This is a genomic window from Streptomyces sp. TLI_185 (genome assembly GCF_003814765.1).
GTDB lineage: Bacteria > Actinomycetota > Actinomycetes > Streptomycetales > Streptomycetaceae > Streptomyces.
This window is the reverse complement of record NZ_RKRB01000001.1, coordinates 2,802,198-2,820,712: the sequence shown is the minus strand read 5'-3', so window position 1 is coordinate 2,820,712 and position 18,515 is coordinate 2,802,198. Positions and strand designations below refer to the sequence as shown.

Here is an 18,515-nt window from a genome sequence, read left to right as displayed (position 1 = left end):
GGGAGCGGCGTCGGGCATGCTGGAGGGCCGGGGATTGTTATGCAACCCGGGAATCCGACCGGCGTTGTCAGTGGCTCCCCCTAGTCTGAGATTGCACGGGGGCCTCGCCCCTGTCACTCCTCTCAAGCCAAGAAAGGTGCGGACCGGCGTGGCCGACCGTCTCATCGTCCGTGGCGCGCGCGAGCACAACCTCAAGAATGTCTCGCTCGACCTGCCGCGCGACTCGCTCATCGTCTTCACGGGCCTGTCGGGGTCGGGCAAGTCCTCGCTGGCCTTCGACACCATCTTCGCCGAGGGGCAGCGGCGCTATGTGGAGTCGCTCTCCTCGTACGCCCGTCAGTTCCTCGGCCAGATGGACAAGCCGGACGTCGACTTCATCGAGGGTCTCTCCCCGGCCGTCTCCATCGACCAGAAGTCGACCTCGCGCAACCCGCGCTCGACGGTCGGCACCATCACCGAGGTCTACGACTACCTGCGTCTGCTCTTCGCCCGTATCGGCAAGCCGCACTGTCCCGAGTGCGGCCGCCCGATCTCGCGCCAGTCGCCGCAGGCCATCGTCGACAAGGTCCTGGAGCTGCCGGAGGGGAGCCGCTTCCAGGTGCTGTCGCCGCTGGTGCGCGAGCGCAAGGGAGAGTTCGTCGATCTCTTCGCCGATCTCCAGACCAAGGGCTACTCACGCGCGCGTGTGGACGGCGAGACGATCCAGCTCTCCAGCCCGCCCACGCTGAAGAAGCAGGAGAAGCACACCATCGAGGTGGTCGTCGACCGCCTCACGGTGAAGGACTCCGCCAAGCGCCGCCTCACCGACTCCGTGGAGACCGCCCTCGGGCTGTCCGGCGGCATGGTCGTGCTCGACTTCGTCGACCTCCCCGAGGACGACCCCGAGCGCGAGCGCATGTACTCGGAGCACCTGTACTGCGCGTACGACGACCTGTCCTTCGAGGAGCTGGAGCCGCGCTCCTTCTCCTTCAACTCGCCCTTCGGCGCCTGCCCCGACTGCACCGGCATCGGTACGCGCATGGAGGTCGACCCCGAGCTGATCGTCCCGGACGAGGACAAGTCCCTCGACGAGGGTGCCATCCACCCGTGGTCGCACGGCCACACCAAGGACTACTTCGGCCGCCTGATCGGCGCCCTCGCGGACGCCCTGGGATTCCGGACCGACATCCCCTTCGCGGGCCTGCCGCAGCGCGCCAAGAAGGCCCTGCTGCACGGCCACAAGACGCAGATCGAGGTCCGCTACCGCAACCGGTACGGTCGCGAGCGCGTCTACACCACCCCCTTCGAAGGCGCCGTCCCCTTCGTCAAGCGCCGGCACAGCGAGGCCGAGAGCGACGCCAGCCGCGAGCGCTTCGAGGGCTATATGCGCGAGGTGCCCTGCCCCACCTGTGAGGGCACCCGCCTGAAGCCGATCGTGCTCGCGGTCACGATCATGGGGAAGTCGATCGCCGAGGTCTCCGGCATGTCCATCAGCGACTGCGCCGACTTCCTGGGCGAGCTGAAGCTCAACGCCCGCGACAAGAAGATCGCCGAGCGGGTGCTGAAGGAGGTCAACGAGCGGCTGCGCTTCCTGGTCGACGTCGGCCTGGACTACCTCTCGCTGAACCGCGCGGCCGGCACCCTGTCCGGCGGCGAGGCCCAGCGCATCCGCCTGGCCACCCAGATCGGCTCGGGTCTCGTCGGCGTCCTGTACGTCCTGGACGAGCCGTCCATCGGTCTCCACCAGCGCGACAACCACCGGCTGATCGAGACCCTGGTCAGGCTGCGCGACATGGGCAACACACTCATCGTCGTCGAGCACGACGAGGACACCATCAAGGTCGCCGACTGGATCGTCGACATCGGCCCCGGCGCCGGCGAGCACGGCGGCAAGGTCGTGCACAGCGGCTCCCTGAAGGAGCTCCTCACCAACGCCGAGTCCATGACCGGCCAGTACCTGGCCGGCAAGAAGTCGATCCCGCTGCCCGACATCCGCCGCCCGCAGGACCCCTCCCGCAGGCTCACGGTGCACGGCGCCCGCGAGAACAACCTCCAGGACATCGACGTCTCCTTCCCGCTGGGCGTGTTCACGGCCGTCACGGGCGTGTCAGGCTCCGGCAAGTCGACGCTGGTCAACGACATCCTGTACACGCACCTGGCCCGTGAGCTGAACGGCGCGAGGAGCGTTCCCGGCCGGCACACGCGCGTGGACGGCGACGACCTCGTCGACAAGGTCGTGCACGTCGACCAGTCGCCCATCGGCCGCACCCCGCGCTCGAACCCGGCCACGTACACCGGTGTCTTCGACCACATCCGCAAGCTGTTCGCGGAGACCACCGAGGCGAAGGTCCGCGGCTATCTGCCCGGCCGCTTCTCCTTCAACGTCAAGGGCGGCCGCTGCGAGAACTGCGCGGGCGACGGCACCATCAAGATCGAGATGAACTTCCTCCCGGACGTGTACGTCCCCTGCGAGGTCTGTCACGGCGCCCGCTACAACCGGGAGACCCTGGAGGTCCACTACAAGGGCAAGTCCATCTCCGAGGTGCTGAACATGCCCATCGAAGAAGCCATGAACTTCTTCGAGGCGGTTCCGGCGATCAACCGCCACCTCAAGACGCTCAACGACGTCGGTCTCGGCTACGTCCGGCTCGGCCAGTCGGCCACCACCCTGTCCGGCGGTGAGGCGCAGCGCGTGAAGCTCGCCAGCGAGCTGCAGAAGCGCTCCACCGGCCGCACGGTCTATGTCCTGGACGAGCCGACCACCGGTCTGCACTTCGAGGACATCAGCAAGCTGTTGACGGTGCTTGCCGGCCTGGTCGACAAGGGCAACACGGTCATCGTCATCGAGCACAACCTCGACGTGATCAAGACCGCCGACTGGGTCGTCGACATGGGCCCCGAGGGCGGCGCAGGCGGCGGACTCGTCGTAGCCGAGGGCACGCCCGAGGAGGTCGCCGGGGTTCCGGCCAGCCACACCGGCAAGTTCCTGAGGGAGATCCTCGGCGCCGACCGGATCAGCGACGCCAGCTCGGTGCCCGCCCCGCGCAAGACCGCGGCCAAGAAGACGGTCGCGGCCGGGGCGACGGCGAAGAAGACGGCGACGGCCAGGACCGCCAACAGCACGGCCACGAAGAAGGCGGCCGGCGCCACGAAGAAGGCCACGCCCGCGAAGAAGACGACGCGGGCACGGAAGGCCTGAACAGTCCGGAACAGTTCGGCGCCCCCGCGGGAGAACCTCCCGCGGGGGCGCCGCTCGTTGCCAACCAGGTTGCCGGGCTGCCGGGCCCGCGCACAGGAGAGAACGGTCTCTACACCTCGTCCACTTCGGACGCGTACGGCGGCTCCGCGCCCGCCCGGGAGCAGGTGATCGCGGCTGCCCGCGCCGCGAAGCGCAGCAGCCTGGTCCAGCCCTCGGCGCCCAGGCCCAGGAGCGCTTCGGAGGACAGGGCGTCCTGGGCGGCCAGGCCGTGCAGGAGAGCCGCGTTCACCGTGTCGCCTGCGCCGATGGTGTCGACGACGTCGACCTTCTCGCCCGGCACGGGGTACACGGCCCCGTCCCGGGTGAAGGCGCTGAGGCCGTCGCCGCCGTGGGTGATCACGACAGCCGCGGGTCCGGCGGCCAGCCACTCCCGCGGGGAGCCGCCCAGCCACAGGGCGTCCTCCTCGGACATCTTGAGCAGCGACACCGAGGGCAGCCAGCTCCGAAAACGCGCCCGGTAGGCGTCCGCGTCGGGAATCAGGCCCGCCCGGATGTTGGGGTCGAGCGCGGTGAACACGCCCTGCGCGGCCGCGCTCCGCAGCACGCTCTCGTAGGCCGTCGCCCCGGGCTCCAGGACGAGCGAGCAGGTGCCGAAGGACACGGCCCGCGTCCCGGCGGGGAGCGCCTCGGGCGCCGCGAACAGCCGGTCGGCGGTGCCCTCGACGTAGAAGGAGTAGGCGGCGGATCCGTTCCCGTCGATCGTGGCGACCGCGAGGGTGGTCGGCTCCGCACCGCGCTGCACGGCCGAGACGTCCACGCCCGCTGCACGCAGCCCGTCGAGCAACGCCTCGCCGAAGGTGTCGCGGGAGGTGCGGGAGCAGAACGCCGTGGGGGAGCCGAGACGGCCGAGGGCCACGGCCGTGTTGTACGGGCCGCCGCCGAGCGCCGGCTTCAGGCCCGCGAGGGCACCCGTGCCCTGCGGTACCAGGTCGATCAGAGCCTCACCGGCGACGACGATCACGAGGCGGTTCCTTTCTCGCGCTTCCCGAACTTCTCGGGCTTCTCGAACTTCTCGAACTTCTCGGTCTGTTCGGGTTGTTCCGACCGCACCGGTCCGTCCGGGCAGCCGCACGAGGTCCGGTGGACGAAGGTGCAGGGGAGCCGCAGGGTGCGGGCGGGGCGTTCCGGGGAGGCGAGGCGTTCCAGGAGCACCCGTACCGCCTGGGCGCCGATCTCCCGGCTGGGCTGGGCGACGGCGGTCAGCCGGGGCGAGAACAGGTCTGCCCAGGCGAAGTCGTCGTAGCAGCACAGGGCCATGTCTTCGGGCACGGACAGACCGCGGTCGCGCAGGGCGCGCAGGGCACCGATGGTCATGGCGTTGTTGGCGGTGACGAGTGCGGTGGGCGGGGCGGCAAGGGAGAGAAGAGCCGTGGTGGCGCGCTCGGCGTCGGCGGACTCCGAGTTGCCGTGCACCAGAAGGCGTTCGTCGTGGGGGAGCCCGGCGGCGGCGAGGCCGTGGCGGTACCCGGCGACGCGTTCGCGGGTGGTGCTGAGCCCGGGCCGGCCTGCGACCAGGGCGATCCGGCGGTGGCCGAGCTCGGCGAGATGGGTGACCAGCCGGGTGGTCGGTTCGACACTCTCGGCGCAGACCTGGTCGTAGGCGGGCGTGCCGTCGGCCGGGGTGGCGACGAGCCGGTCGAGGAAGACGGCCGGCACGCCGTGGCGGCCGAGGTAGGCGAGGAGGTCGCCCGGGTTCGCCGAAGGGGCGACGATCATGCCGTCCACGCGTCGCTCGTGCAGCAGCTGGACGACCTTGCGCTCGTGCTCCGGGTCGTCGTGCGGATCGGCGATGAGAAGGCTGTAGCCGTGTTCCAGGGCGCCCGCCTCGACGCCCTGGAGGATCTCCGTGAAGTACGGGTTGCTGATCGCCGACACCGCGAGCCCGATGGAGCGGGTGCGCGAGGTCACCAGGGAGCGGGCGAGGGTGTTCGGGGTGTAGCCGAGCCGGTCGACGGCGTCCAGGACCGCCTGGCGAGTGTGGGGCAGGACGGGCCGGGTGTCGTTCAGGACATGCGAGACGGTCGCCACGGAGACCCCGGCGCTTCGAGCGACGTCGGCCATGGTCGCCATCGCGTCCCCCTTCCTGGGCCCGGCCTCATTCGACGGCACGGCGTGCCTTCCGGCCGGGACGGTATCCCATCCAGCGCCCGACGTAAACGCTTGCGCAAACGTTTACGTCCAGTAATGAGGAAGAAGTGCGGCGAACCGGCCGGTCCGTCGCGCAGGGCTCACTCCCAGTCCCACCCGATGCCCACGATCCCCGTCCGCACCCGGGGCTCGACGAGGTGGACCGAGCGGTGGCGGCCGCTGAGGGGCAGTTCCTGGCGGCCGCTGCGCGGGGCCGCGGGCGAGTGCTGGGCGAAGCGGTGGCAGCGGGAGGGCAGGGCCTGCTCGTCGAAGCGCACCTGGAGCGCGTACTGCCCGCCGGCCGGCCCGAAGCCGCGGATGTACTCGCGGGACACGTCGGCGGTGCCGTCCTCGATGCCGTAGCGGAAGAGGAAGGTGTCCCCGGCCCGCAGGCGGGTGTCGAAGAGGAGCTCGGCCACGAGCACGCCGGTCTCGTGGTGCACGCGCACGCGTCCCGTGCGGCAGTTCTCCAGTGCGTGCACCCGCATGCGTTCCGGCGCGCACCCCGGGTCGCCGTGGTGGACGGCCACGAAGCGGTCGACGCCGTCCTTGTGGGCGCGCACTATGTGGTGGGACTCGCGCCCCGCCAGTTCGCGGTGCGCGCCGATGCGTACCCGCTCGTGGTGCCCGAGGGTGTGCAGGCCGCCGTCCAGGGGCGAGCCCAGTTCGGCCAGCAGCCGCTCCAGGACGCCCGAGGCCTCCACCAGGGAGCGGTAGGAGCGGCCCGTGGGCCGCCCCGTGCACGAGGGTTCGTCGGTCTCGGCGAGCAGCCGGATCAGGGACTCCTCCGGCAGCTGGAGGATCTCCTCCAGCGCGCGGACGGCCCGCAGGGACTCGGGGCGCTGCGGGCGTCGGGCACCCTGCTGCCAGTAACTCAGGCTCGTCACACCGACCTTGACCCCGTAGCGCGACAGATGGTGCTGCACGCGCTGCAGCGGCAGTCCGCGGGCGGCGATCGCGGCACGCAGTGCGACATGGAAGGGGCCGCCTCGCAGGGCCGAGTCCAGTTCTGCGGTCGCGACGACGGCGACGTCCGCGTGCTGTGTGGCGTGCGGCATGCAGGGGCCTTTCTGTGAATGCTCGCTACGGCTGGTCGGGCCGGGTTTTGCGTGGTGTCGGGGCCACCCCGTCGGCGCCGTGGAGTCTTCACATCCGTACGCCGTCGTTCCCGGTCCCGAGTTCCCCCGCATTGAAGCGTGTTGACCTAGTCCCGACAACACCTGAGACCCAACAGCGGTGTACTCCTGGCCGAGACCCGATCGGTGGCCCCAAGTCGGTGCGCCGGTCCCGCCGTTGCCGAGCACCTTTCCGGCGGGGCAGGCGGGAGACGCCGCCCGCCCCCCCGGCACTGGCCTCGCACACGGGCACGGCCCGCAGAGTGTGGGGCGCCGAAGGCACGACACGTCCGCAGCAGCCCGGGCAGACGCCACCTCACCCAGGCGGGCGACGATCACCATCGTGTCCTGGCTTCGACGTTCCTCGAGTCCCGGTGGCCCGCGCGGCGGCGTTGTCCACAGGCCCGCCGCACTGTCAGCCCCCGCCAGTAGGGTGTGAGACATGGCCGATCCCTCCAGCTACCGCCCCAAGCCGGGACAGATCCCGGACTCGCCAGGGGTGTACAGGTTCCGCGACGAGCACCGCCGGGTGATCTACGTCGGAAAGGCGAAGAGCCTGCGCCAGCGCCTGGCGAATTACTTCCAGGACCTGGCCGGCCTCCACCCCCGCACCCGCTCCATGGTCACCACCGCTGCGTCCGTGGAGTGGACGGTGGTGTCCACGGAGGTCGAGGCCCTGCAGCTGGAGTACTCCTGGATCAAGGAGTTCGACCCCCGGTTCAACGTCAAGTACCGCGACGACAAGAGCTACCCGTACCTCGCGGTGACGATGAACGAGGAGTTCCCGCGCGTCCAGGTGATGCGCGGCCACAAGCGCAAGGGGGTGCGCTACTTCGGGCCGTACGGGCACGCGTGGGCGATCCGCGACACCGTGGACCTCCTGCTGCGCGTCTTCCCGGTGCGGACCTGCTCGGCGGGTGTCTTCAAGAACGCCGCCCGCACCGGCCGCCCCTGTCTGCTCGGCTACATCGGCAAGTGCTCGGCTCCCTGCGTCGAGCGCGTCTCCGCCGAGGAGCACCGCGAACTGGCCGAGGAGTTCTGCGACTTCATGGCCGGCCGTACGGGGACGTACCTCCGCCGCCTCGAGAAGCAGATGACCCAGGCGGCCGAGGAGATGGAGTACGAGCGGGCGGCCCGCCTGCGCGACGACATCGAGGCCCTGAAGAAGGCCATGGAGAAGAACGCGGTCGTGCTCGCCGACGCGACCGACGCCGACCTGATCGCGGTCGCCGAGGACGAGCTGGAGGCGGCCGTCCAGATCTTCCACGTGCGCGGCGGGCGGGTGCGCGGCCAGCGCGGCTGGGTCACCGACAAGGTCGAGGAGATCACCACCGGCGCCCTGGTCGAACACGCCCTGCAGCAGCTGTACGGCGAGGAGAAGGGCGACTCCGTCCCCAAGGAGGTCCTCGTCCCGGCCCTGCCCGACCCGGTCGAGCCCGTCCAGGAGTGGCTCGCCGAGCGCCGCGGCTCGGGCGTCTCGCTGCGCATCCCGCAGCGCGGCGACAAGAAGGCCCTGATGGAGACGGTGGAGCGCAATGCCCAGCAGGCGCTCGTGCTGCACAAGACCAAGCGCGCCTCCGACCTGACCACGCGCTCGCGTGCCCTGGAGGAGATCGCTGAGGCCCTCGACCTGGACAGCGCACCCCTCCGGATCGAGTGCTACGACATCTCGCACCTCCAGGGCGACGACGTGGTGGCCTCCATGGTCGTCTTCGAGGACGGCCTGCAGCGCAAGAGCGAGTACCGCCGCTTCCAGATCAAGGGCTTCGAGGGACAGGACGACGTCCGCTCCATGCACGAGGTGATCAACCGCCGCTTCAAGCGGTACCTCGCGGAGAAGGAGAAGACGGGGGAGTGGGCCGACGGCGAGAGCACGCTCACCGAGGAGGACGGCCGCCCCAAGAGGTTCGCCTACCCGCCCCAGCTCGTCGTCGTCGACGGCGGGCAGCCGCAGGTCGCGGCCGCCAAGAAGGCCCTGGACGAGCTCGGTATCGACGACGTCGCCGTGTGCGGCCTCGCCAAGCGCCTGGAGGAGGTGTGGCTGCCGGAGGACGACGACCCGGTGGTCCTGCCCCGCACCAGCGAGGGCCTCTACCTGCTGCAGCGCGTCCGCGACGAGGCCCACCGCTTTGCGATCACCTACCAGCGCACCAAACGGGCCAAGCGCTTCCGCTCGAGCCCCCTGGACGACGTGCCGGGACTCGGGGACACACGCAAGCAGGCACTCCTGAAACATTTCGGTTCTTTGAAGAAACTACGATCCGCCACCATCGACCAGATCTGCGAGGTTCCCGGCATAGGCCGCAAGACGGCCGAGACGATCGCCGTGGCGCTCGCCCAGGCGGCCCCGGCCGCACCCGCTGTGAACACGGCGACTGGAGAGATCATGGAGGAGGAACCCGGAACAATGGGTTCCAGCGGGCAGTCCGTAACCATGGGCGCCCGGGACGAACGACGGGGGCAGGAGACATGAATGTGAACGAGCACGACGGGCAGGAAAGCCAGACCGGAGACGGAGCACAGGTGAGTACGGGCAGCGACACACCCGGGACGGTGCCCGAGGCCGCCATCCCCGAGCTGGTGATCATCTCGGGTATGTCCGGTGCGGGCAGGTCGACCGCCGCCAAGTGTCTGGAGGACCTCGGCTGGTTCGTCGTCGACAACCTGCCGCCCGCGCTGATCCCCACCATGGTGGAGCTCGGCGCCCGCTCGCAGGGCAACGTCGCCAGGATCGCGGTCGTCGTCGACGTCCGCGGCCGCCGCTTCTTCGACAACCTCCGCGAGTCCCTCGCCGACCTGGAGGCCAAGCACGTCACCCGGCGGATCGTGTTCCTGGAGTCCTCCGACGACGCCCTGGTGCGCCGCTTCGAGTCGGTGCGCCGCCCGCACCCCCTGCAGGGCGACGGCCGCATCGTCGACGGCATCGCCGCCGAGCGCGAGCTGCTGCGCGAGCTGCGCGGCGACGCCGATTTGGTGATCGACACCTCCAGCCTGAACGTCCATGAGCTGCGCGCCAAGATGGACGCCCAGTTCGCCGGCGAGGAGGAGCCCGAGCTGCGGGCCACCGTCATGTCCTTCGGCTTCAAGTACGGCCTCCCGGTCGACGCCGACCTGGTCGCGGACATGCGCTTCCTGCCCAACCCGCACTGGGTCCCCGAGCTGCGCCCCTTCACCGGCCTGAACGAAGAGGTCGCCGCGTACGTCTTCAACCAGCCCGGCGCCAAGGAGTTCCTCGACCGCTACGCGGAGCTGCTCCGCCTCATCGCGGCCGGCTACCGCCGCGAGGGCAAGCGGTACGTGACCATCGCGATCGGCTGCACGGGCGGCAAGCACCGCTCGGTGGCCATGTCGGAGAAGCTCGCCGCACGTCTTGCGGCCGAGGGCGTGGAGACGGTGGTCGTGCACCGGGACATGGGACGCGAATGACGGAGCGTTCTCCGCGGCTGAGCAGACTGCGCCGGGTCGTGCCCGAGTCCCGCGCGGGCCGGCCCGTCGAGGCCCGCGGCGCCCGCCCGCGCCGCCGCGGCGCCCAGCCCAAGGTCGTCGCCCTCGGCGGCGGCATGGGCCTGTCCGCCTCGCTCGCCGCGCTGCGCCGGATCACCGGCGACCTCACCGCCGTCGTCACCGTGGCCGACGACGGGGGCTCCAGCGGCCGCCTGCGCGACGAGCTGGGCGTGCTGCCGCCCGGCGACCTGCGCAAGGCGCTGGCCGCGCTGTGCGGCGACGACGACTGGGGCCAGACCTGGGCCCGGGTCATCCAGTACCGCTTCCAGTCCAAGGGCGACCTGCACGAACACGCGGTCGGCAACCTGCTGATCGTCGCCCTGTGGGAACAGCTCGGCGATCATGTCCAGGCCCTCGACCTGGTCGGCAAGTTGCTCGGCGCGCACGGGCGCGTGCTGCCCATGTCCGCCGTACCCCTGGAGCTGCAGGCACTGGTCAAGGGGCACGACCCGGAGCGGCCCGAGGACGTCGACACCGTGCGGGGACAGGCGAACGTGGCGCTCACGCCGGGCGAGGTGCAGTCCGTGCACCTCGTGCCGCACGACCCGCCCGCCGTCCCCGAGGCCGTCGAGGCGGTGCTGGACGCCGACTGGGTCGTCCTCGGCCCGGGCTCCTGGTTCTCCTCGGTCATCCCGCACCTGCTCGTTCCCGAACTCCTGGACGCCCTCACCGAGACGAAGGCGCGCCGGGTACTCTCGCTGAACCTCGCCCCGCAGCCCGGAGAAACCGAAGGCTTCTCCCCGCAGCGTCATTTGGAGGTTTTGGGACGACACGCCCCTAAACTCGCCCTGGACGTGGTGCTGGCCGACGAGGCCGCCGTGCCTGACCGTGAGGTGCTCACCGAGGCCGCCAAGCGGTTCGGTGCCGCGGTCGAGCTCGCGCCGGTGGCCCGGAGGGACGGAACTCCGCGGCACGACCCGGAGCTGCTGGCCGCCGCGTACGACCGTATTTTTCGGATGCATGGAAGGATCGGCCCATGGCGATGACGGCAGCGGTGAAGGACGAGATCTCCCGGCTCCCCGTCACCCGGACCTGCTGCAGAAAGGCGGAGGTCTCCGCCATTCTGCGGTTCGCCGGCGGCCTCCACCTGGTCAGCGGGCGCATCGTGATCGAAGCGGAGCTGGACACCGCGATGGCGGCGCGGCGCCTGAAGCGGGACATCCTGGAGATCTTCGGTCACAGCTCCGAACTGATCGTGATGGCGCCGGGCGGGCTGCGTCGCGGTTCGCGCTATGTCGTACGGGTCGTCGCCGGCGGAGACCAGCTGGCCCGGCAGACCGGTCTCGTCGACGGCCGCGGCCGCCCGATCCGCGGTCTGCCCCCGCAGGTGGTCTCGGGGGCCACCTGCGATGCGGAGGCCGCCTGGCGCGGCGCCTTCCTGGCGCACGGCTCGCTGACCGAGCCCGGCCGCTCCTCCTCCCTGGAGGTGACCTGCCCCGGCCCGGAGGCCGCGCTCGCGCTGGTCGGCGCCGCCCGCAGGCTGTCGATCGCCGCGAAGGCGCGCGAGGTGCGCGGCGTGGACCGCGTGGTCGTGCGCGACGGCGACGCGATCGGCGCCCTGCTCACCCGCCTCGGCGCGCACGAGTCGGTGCTGGCCTGGGAGGAGCGCCGGATGCGCCGCGAGGTGCGGGCCACGGCGAACCGTCTCGCCAACTTCGACGACGCCAACCTGCGCCGCTCCGCACGCGCGGCCGTCGCCGCCGGCGCCCGCGTCCAGCGCGCCCTGGAGATCCTTGGCGACGAGGTCCCCGAGCACCTCGCGGCCGCCGGGCGGCTGCGCATGGAGCACAAGCAGGCCTCGCTGGAGGAACTGGGCGCGCTCGCCGACCCGCCGCTGACCAAGGACGCCGTCGCCGGCCGTATCCGCCGACTCCTTGCGATGGCCGACAAGCGCGCCTCCGACCTCGGCATTCCGGGCACGGAGTCCAGCATCACCGAGGAGATGGCCGACAACCTGGTCGGCTGACGCCGTAGAAGTACACCTGAAGATCGCTCAACATGCCGGTGCCGGCGCCCACTTGGGACGCCGGCACCGGCATTTGTCTGTCCGTGAGGCACTCTTGACTCGATCATGAAGTGTCATGAGCCTGGCAACAGTTCGCTGCTGTGGCGGACCATTGCTAGGGGGGTTCATGAGACACAGAGCGAGATCGATCCTCGCTGTCGGCGCGCTCCTGCTCGGCGGAGCGAGCCTCGCACCCATAGCCCAGGCGCAGAACGGAAGTTCGCAGGGATCCGACCCCAACGAGGTCAAGGTCTACCGCGCCGACGTCACCGCCAAGCAGGTACCCCTGCTGCTGGCGGCCGGACAGGACGGCCACGAACTCGGCGAGCAGATCCCGGAGAAGGGCACCGCCTCGGTCGAGGTCTACCTCACCGGCCAACAGGCCCACAAACTCGAGAAGCAGGGCGTCGCCCTCACCGAGCACACTCTTTCGGCCAGGGCCGAGAAGCGCGTGGACGCCGCCGCCCAAGGAGTGTTCCGCCCGTACGGCGGAAGCGGCGGCCTCAAGGAGGAGATCGTCCGGACCGGGCAGGAGAACCCCGGTCTCACGAAGGTCGTCTCCATCGGCAAGACCGTCAACGGACAGGACATCCTCGCCCTCAAACTGACCAAGGGCGCGAAGAAGTCCAAGGACGGTTCGAAGCCCTCCGCCCTCTACCTGTCCAACCAGCATGCGCGCGAGTGGATCACGCCGGAGATGACCCGCCGGCTGATGCACTACTACCTGGACCACTACAGGACCGACAAGCGCATCAAGAAGATCGTCGATTCCACCGAGCTGTGGTTCGTGATCTCGGCCAACCCCGACGGCTACGACTACACCTTCAAGGACACCAACACCCGCCTGTGGCGCAAGAACCTGCGTGACGTCAACGGCGACGGCGTCATCTCCACCGGTGACGGCGTCGACCTCAACCGCAACTTCGCCTACAAGTGGGGCTACGACGACGAGGGTTCGTCCCCCAACCCCACCAGCGAGACCTATCGCGGCGCGAGCCCCGCCTCCGAGCCCGAGACCAGGGCACTGGACGCCTTCGAGAAGCGCATCGGCTTCAGGTACGCCATCAACTACCACTCCGCCGCCGAACTCCTCCTCTACGGCGTCGGCTGGCAGGTGGCCACCCCGACCCCCGACGACGTGGTCTTCAAGGCCCTTGCCGGTTCGCCGGACCACTCCGCGATCCCCGGCTACCGCCCGCAGGTCTCCTCCGAGCTGTACACCACCAACGGCGAGGCGGACGGGCACGCGGGGAACGTCAACGGCATGTCGATGTTCACCCCTGAGATGTCGACGTGTCAGACGGCGTCGAACATCGACCCCAACGACCAGTGGAAGGCGGCCGACTGCCAGTCCGTCTTCAACTTCCCGGACGACGAGAAGCTGATCCAGCAGGAGTTCGAGAAGAACATCCCGTTCGCGCTGTCCGTCGCCGAGACGGCCCCGCACCCCGACACACCGTCCTCCTCGCTCGGCCTGACCGCCGCCGACTTCACCCCGGCCACGTTCGCCACGTCGTACTCGCGCGGCGCAGACCAGGAGGTCTCCGTCGTCGTACGCAAGGCCGTGCGCGACAAGGAGCTCAAGTACCGCGTCAACGGCGGCCGTACGGAGGACCTGGCGCTCAAGGCCTGGAAGGGCGGCGAGACGTACGGCGGCGACGACAACCTGCACTTCGACGAGTACCGGGCCAAGGTCAAGGACGGCGATCCGGGCGACAAGGTCGAGGTGTGGTTCACCGGCAAGGGCCGGAGCGGCAAGAAGGTCTCCAGCGAGCACTTCACCTACACCGTCGCCCAGCGGCCCAAGGCCGACACACTCGTCGTCGCCGAGGAGGGCGCGGCCGCCACACAGGCGCAGACCTACGTGGACGCGCTGAAAGCCAACGGCCGCAAGGCGATCGTCTGGGACGTCGCCACCCAGGGCGCGCCCGACGCGCTCGGCGTGCTGAAGCACTTCAGGACGGTCGTCCACTACACCGGCGCGAGTGTCCCGGGCAATGCCACCCAGCTCCAGCTGCGCGCGTACCTCAACGAGGGAGGCAAGCTGATCGAGGCGGGCGAGCAGGCCGGCGGCAGCGTCGACCTCGGCGGCGGCACCCTGTCGAACGACTTCAGCCAGTACTACCTGGGCGCCTACTCCCGTACGTCGACCCCCGGGGCCACCGGCTTCACCGGCTCCGGCAAGCTCGACGGCGTCACCGGGGCGCTGGGTGCCGCCACCGGCAATCCGCTCGACAAGGCGGGTACCTACAGCGTCACCTCCGACTCGCTGCCCGCCGACAAGTACCCGCAGTTCGCCAGTGCGGGCGCGGGCCAGTTCGCCGGCACCGTCAACCCGTACGGGCCGTACTCCGGCTCGTACATGGCGGCCGCCGTCCACACCGACGACGCCTACAAGCGCCTCACCCGCACCATCGACCTCACCGGTGTCACTGCGGCCCAGCAGCCCACCCTGCGCAGCCAACTGCTGTGGGACACCGAGCCCGGGTACGACCACGTCATCGTCGAGGCCCACACCACCGGCGCCGACGACTGGACGACCCTCCCGGAGAAGGGCGGCGCGACCAGCCAGACCGTGCCGAGCGAGTGCGGGGCGGGCTTCTTCGTGAACGAGCACCCGTGGCTCAAGCACTACCTGACCATCGCCGACAACAACTGCACCGCGACCGGCACGAGCGGCGCCTGGAACAGCCTCACCGGCGCCTCAAACGGCTGGCAGCAGGTCAACTTCGACCTGAGCGCGTACGCCGGCAAGTCCGTGGAGGTCTCCGTCAGCTACGTCACCGACCCGGGTACCGGCGGCCACGGCGTCCTCGCCGACGACGCCTCGCTCGTCGTCGGCGGCACCGCGACGCAGACCGAGGGTTTCGAGACGTCGCTCGGCGCCTGGAGCGTGTCCGGACCGCCCGCGGGCAGCCCGGCCGTCCTCAAGGACTGGACGCGCACCGGAGCCCTGTTCAGGACATACGGAGCGATCACCACCGACCGGACCGTGCTGCTGGGCTTCGGCCTGGAGCACGTCACCGCGGCGGCAGACCGCAACGCCCTCATCAAGAAGGCCCTCGCGACCCTCGAAGGGTGAACACCCTGGTCAACGATGACCAGCTCTCCGTAGTCAAAAAGAGTGAGTAGATCTTTCGACCCGGGCGGTCCGTACCCCTACTGGCGGGTACGGACCGCCTGCCCGTGTATGCGGCATCTCGATGTCACTCCGGGGCCCTCAGGGAGGTAGGGTCGGGGGTGGTCGGGGACATCCCAAACAGAGCTCGCCGGCACCGCATGGCCGGCGTACCAACGAGGAGATCGGTTCGTGACGATCCGCGTAGGCATCAACGGCTTCGGTCGTATCGGTCGCAACTACTTCCGCGCACTGCTGGAGCAGGGTGCAGACATCGAGATCGTGGCTGTCAACGACCTGGGTGACACCGCGACCACCGCCCACCTGCTGAAGTACGACACCATCCTGGGCCGCCTCAAGGCCGAGGTGTCGCACACCGCCGACACGATCACCGTCGACGGCCACACCATCAAGGTTCTTTCCGAGCGCAACCCCGCCGACATCCCGTGGGGCGAGCTGGGCGTCGACATCGTCGTCGAGTCGACCGGCATCTTCACGAAGAAGGCCGACGCCGAGAAGCACATCGCCGGCGGCGCCAAGAAGGTCCTCATCTCGGCTCCGGCCAAGGACGAGGACATCACCATCGTGATGGGTGTCAACCAGGACAAGTACGACGCGGCCAACCACCACGTCATCTCCAACGCCTCCTGCACCACCAACTGTGTGGCGCCGATGGCGAAGGTCCTCGACGAGAACTTCGGCATCGTCAAGGGCCTGATGACGACGGTCCACGCGTACACCAACGACCAGCGCATCCTGGACTTCCCGCACTCGGACCTGCGCCGCGCCCGCGCCGCCGCCGAGAACATCATCCCGACCACCACCGGTGCCGCGAAGGCCACCGCCCTGGTCCTGCCGCAGCTCAAGGGCAAGCTGGACGGCATCGCCATGCGCGTCCCGGTCCCGACCGGTTCGGCCACCGACCTGGTCGTGACGCTGCAGCGCGAGGTCACCAAGGACGAGGTCAACGCCGCGTTCAAGAAGGCCTCCGAGGACGGCGACCTGGCGGGTTACCTGTCGTACACCGAGGACCCGATCGTCTCCTCGGACATCGTCAGCGACCCGGCCTCCTGCACCTTCGACTCCTCCCTGACCATGGTCCAGGAGGGCAACTCGGTGAAGATCCTCGGCTGGTACGACAACGAGTGGGGTTACTCGAACCGCCTCGTCGACCTGACGGTCTTCGTCGGCAACCAGCTCTGATCTGATCCACAGAGCAGGCAACTCGATGTGAACGCAGGGCTCGGGCAGCGCAGGGACGCGCCGCCCGGGCCCTGACTCACGTACGGATCAGCCCTCGTACGATCAGAGCAGCCCTCACCAGGAGTCCTCACATGAAGACGATCGACGAACTTCTCGCCGACGGCGTGGACGGCAAGCGGGTCTTCGTCCGCGCCGACCTCAACGTGCCGCTCGCCGACGGCCTCATCACCGACGACGGCCGCATCCGCGCCGTCCTGCCCACCGTCAAGGCCCTCGCGGACGCGGGCGCCAAGGTGGTCGTGGCCTCGCACCTCGGCCGACCCAAGGGTGCGCCGGACCCGGCGTTCTCCCTCCTTCCGGCCGCCGAGCGCCTCGGTGAACTCCTGGGCGCCCCCGTGGCCTTCGCCCAGGACACCGTCGGCCCCGCCGCCCACGCCGCCGTCGACGGCCTCGAGCCCGGCCAGGTCGCGGTCATCGAGAACCTGCGCTTCAACGCGGGCGAAACGTCCAAGGACGACGCCGAGCGCGGCGAGTTCGCCGATCAGCTGGCCGCCCTCGCCGACGTCTACGTCGGCGACGGCTTCGGCGCGGTGCACCGCAAGCACGCCTCGGTCTTCGACCTCCCGGCGCGCCTGCCGCACGCCGCCGGCTACCTCATCGCGAACGAGGTCGCCGTACTGAAGAAGCTCACCGAAGAGGTGCAGCGGCCCTACGTCGTCGCCCTCGGCGGCGCCAAGGTCTCCGACAAGCTCGCCGTCATCGACCAGCTGCTCGGCAAGGCAGACCGCCTGCTCATCGGCGGTGGCATGGCGTACACCTTCCTCAAGGCCAAGGGGTACGAGATCGGCAAGTCCCTCCTGCAGGAGGACCAGATCCCGGCGGTCCTGGAGTACATCGAGCGCGCGGAGAAGACCGGCGTCGAGCTGGTGCTGCCCGTCGACGTGCTGGTCGGCCCCGAGTTCCCGGACCTGAAGACCAAGGCCCCGGCGAACCCCACCGCCGTCGCCGCGGACGCTGTGCCCGCCGACCAGATGGGCCTGGACATCGGTCCGGAGTCCCGCAAGCTGTACGCCTCGAAGATCACCGACGCCGCCACCGTCTTCTGGAACGGCCCGATGGGCGTCTTCGAGCACCCCGATTTCGCCGAGGGCACCAAGGCGGTCGCCCAGGCCCTCCTCGACTCCCCGGCCTTCACGGTCGTCGGCGGCGGCGACTCCGCCGCGGCCGTGCGCCTCCTGGGCTTCGACGAGAACGCATTCGGCCACATTTCGACCGGTGGCGGCGCCTCCCTCGAATACCTCGAGGGCAAGACGCTCCCCGGCCTCGCCGCACTGGAGGACTGACCTTAATGAGCACGCGCACGCCGCTGATGGCGGGCAACTGGAAGATGAACCTCAACCACCTCGAGGCCATCGCCCACGTCCAGAAGCTCGCCTTCGCCCTCGCGGACAAGGACTACGAGGCCGTCGAGGTCGCCGTCCTGCCGCCCTTCACCGACCTGCGCTCCGTGCAGACCCTGGTCGACGGCGACAAGCTCAAGATCAAGTACGGCGCCCAGGACCTCTCGGCCCACGACTCCGGCGCCTACACCGGCGAGATCTCCGGCTCGATGCTGGCCAAGCTCAAGTGCACGTTCGTGGCGATCGGCCACTCCGAGCGCCGCCAGTACCACAACGAGACCGACGAACTGGTCAACGCCAAGGTCAAGGCCGCATACAAGCACGGCCTGACCCCGATCCTGTGTGTCGGCGAGGAGCTGGAGGTCCGCGAGGCGGGCAACCACGTCTCCCACACGCTCGCCCAGGTCGAGGGCGGTCTGAAGGACCTCCCGGCCGAGCAGGCCGAGACCATCGTGATCGCCTACGAGCCCGTGTGGGCCATCGGCACCGGCAAGGTCTGCGGCGCCGAGGACGCCCAGGAGGTCTGCGCCGCCATCCGTGGCAAGATCGCCGAGCTGTACACCCAGGAGCTGGCCGACCAGGTCCGCATCCAGTACGGCGGCTCCGTCAAGGCCGGCAACGTCGCGGAGATCATGGCGCAGGCCGACATCGACGGCGCCCTGGTCGGCGGCGCCTCGCTGGACGCGGACGAGTTCGTCAAGATCGTGCGCTTCCGCGACCAGTGACACGAGCTGGGAGTATGCGGTAGCGGCGATACGTCGTACCCTTGCGGGGGCACAGCTTGGTTTGCTGTGCCCCCGTCGTT

General features: G+C 69.8%; 12 protein-coding genes. 9 read left to right on the top strand and 3 right to left on the bottom strand.

Annotated features, from left to right (window positions below):
* Positions 1 to 148: 148 nt before the first annotated feature.
* The gene (gene uvrA, locus EDD92_RS12765; protein ID WP_123964409.1) at positions 149 to 3,178 is read left to right on the top strand and encodes an excinuclease ABC subunit UvrA; all 3,030 of its coding nucleotides are present in this window, start codon (positions 149 to 151) and stop codon (positions 3,176 to 3,178) included.
* Positions 3,179 to 3,287: 109 nt separating this feature from the next.
* Here uvrA and EDD92_RS12760 read toward each other — a convergent pair whose 3' ends face one another.
* From EDD92_RS12760 to EDD92_RS12750, 3 genes are all read right to left on the bottom strand, one after another.
* Complete coding sequence (locus EDD92_RS12760) at positions 3,288 to 4,199, bottom strand: carbohydrate kinase (RefSeq protein WP_123964408.1); 912 nt, start codon at positions 4,197 to 4,199, stop codon at positions 3,288 to 3,290.
* Complete coding sequence (locus tag EDD92_RS12755) at positions 4,196 to 5,308, bottom strand: LacI family DNA-binding transcriptional regulator (protein WP_123964407.1); 1,113 nt, start codon at positions 5,306 to 5,308, stop codon at positions 4,196 to 4,198. Before EDD92_RS12755 ends, EDD92_RS12760 begins: the two co-directional genes overlap by 4 nt.
* 158 nt (positions 5,309 to 5,466) lie before the next feature.
* Positions 5,467 to 6,423 (bottom strand): hypothetical protein, encoded by a 957-nt coding sequence (locus tag EDD92_RS12750; RefSeq protein ID WP_123964406.1) that lies wholly within the window; start codon positions 6,421 to 6,423, stop codon positions 5,467 to 5,469.
* Between the two features lie 499 nt (positions 6,424 to 6,922).
* Here EDD92_RS12750 and uvrC point away from each other — a divergent pair, with 499 nt between their 5' ends.
* The 8 genes from uvrC (at position 6,923) to tpiA (ending at position 18,435) form a co-directional block, all read left to right on the top strand.
* Positions 6,923 to 8,953, top strand: coding sequence for an excinuclease ABC subunit UvrC (uvrC, locus tag EDD92_RS12745; protein ID WP_123964405.1), 2,031 nt, complete (start codon positions 6,923 to 6,925; stop codon positions 8,951 to 8,953).
* Entirely contained in the window at positions 8,950 to 9,906 is a 957-nt protein-coding gene (rapZ, locus tag EDD92_RS12740; protein ID WP_123964404.1) for an RNase adapter RapZ, read from the top strand. Before uvrC ends, rapZ begins: the two co-directional genes overlap by 4 nt.
* On the top strand, positions 9,903 to 10,970 hold the full coding sequence (yvcK, locus tag EDD92_RS12735; protein ID WP_123964403.1) for a uridine diphosphate-N-acetylglucosamine-binding protein YvcK: 1,068 nt from the start codon (positions 9,903 to 9,905) through the stop codon (positions 10,968 to 10,970). The genes rapZ and yvcK overlap by 4 nt, the downstream gene beginning before the upstream one ends.
* On the top strand, positions 10,961 to 11,950 hold the full coding sequence (gene whiA / locus EDD92_RS12730; RefSeq protein ID WP_030933313.1) for a DNA-binding protein WhiA: 990 nt from the start codon (positions 10,961 to 10,963) through the stop codon (positions 11,948 to 11,950). The genes yvcK and whiA overlap by 10 nt, the downstream gene beginning before the upstream one ends.
* 166 nt (positions 11,951 to 12,116) lie before the next feature.
* Positions 12,117 to 15,071 (top strand): M14 family metallopeptidase, encoded by a 2,955-nt coding sequence (locus EDD92_RS12725; RefSeq protein ID WP_123964402.1) that lies wholly within the window; start codon positions 12,117 to 12,119, stop codon positions 15,069 to 15,071.
* Between the two features lie 228 nt (positions 15,072 to 15,299).
* Entirely contained in the window at positions 15,300 to 16,310 is a 1,011-nt protein-coding gene (gap, locus tag EDD92_RS12720; protein ID WP_123964401.1) for a type I glyceraldehyde-3-phosphate dehydrogenase, read from the top strand.
* 131 nt (positions 16,311 to 16,441) lie between these two features.
* Positions 16,442 to 17,653 carry a phosphoglycerate kinase gene (locus tag EDD92_RS12715; protein WP_030933321.1) on the top strand — a complete coding sequence of 404 codons (1,212 nt, stop codon included), beginning with the start codon at positions 16,442 to 16,444 and terminating at the stop codon, positions 17,651 to 17,653.
* A gap of 5 nt (positions 17,654 to 17,658) precedes the next feature.
* The gene (gene tpiA / locus EDD92_RS12710; RefSeq protein ID WP_123964400.1) at positions 17,659 to 18,435 is read left to right on the top strand and encodes a triose-phosphate isomerase; all 777 of its coding nucleotides are present in this window, start codon (positions 17,659 to 17,661) and stop codon (positions 18,433 to 18,435) included.
* Positions 18,436 to 18,515: the final 80 nt, after the last annotated feature.

Coding starts and splice junctions, on each gene's coding strand:
- EDD92_RS12755 (WP_123964407.1), bottom strand. CDS start 5,308: ATGGCGACCATGGCCGACGTCGCTCGAAGCGCCGGGGTCTCCGTGGCG.
- EDD92_RS12750 (WP_123964406.1), bottom strand. CDS start 6,423: ATGCCGCACGCCACACAGCACGCGGACGTCGCCGTCGTCGCGACCGCA.
- uvrC (WP_123964405.1), top strand. CDS start 6,923: ATGGCCGATCCCTCCAGCTACCGCCCCAAGCCGGGACAGATCCCGGAC.
- rapZ (WP_123964404.1), top strand. CDS start 8,950: ATGAATGTGAACGAGCACGACGGGCAGGAAAGCCAGACCGGAGACGGA.
- yvcK (WP_123964403.1), top strand. CDS start 9,903: ATGACGGAGCGTTCTCCGCGGCTGAGCAGACTGCGCCGGGTCGTGCCC.
- whiA (WP_030933313.1), top strand. CDS start 10,961: ATGGCGATGACGGCAGCGGTGAAGGACGAGATCTCCCGGCTCCCCGTC.
- EDD92_RS12725 (WP_123964402.1), top strand. CDS start 12,117: ATGAGACACAGAGCGAGATCGATCCTCGCTGTCGGCGCGCTCCTGCTC.
- EDD92_RS12715 (WP_030933321.1), top strand. CDS start 16,442: ATGAAGACGATCGACGAACTTCTCGCCGACGGCGTGGACGGCAAGCGG.
- tpiA (WP_123964400.1), top strand. CDS start 17,659: ATGAGCACGCGCACGCCGCTGATGGCGGGCAACTGGAAGATGAACCTC.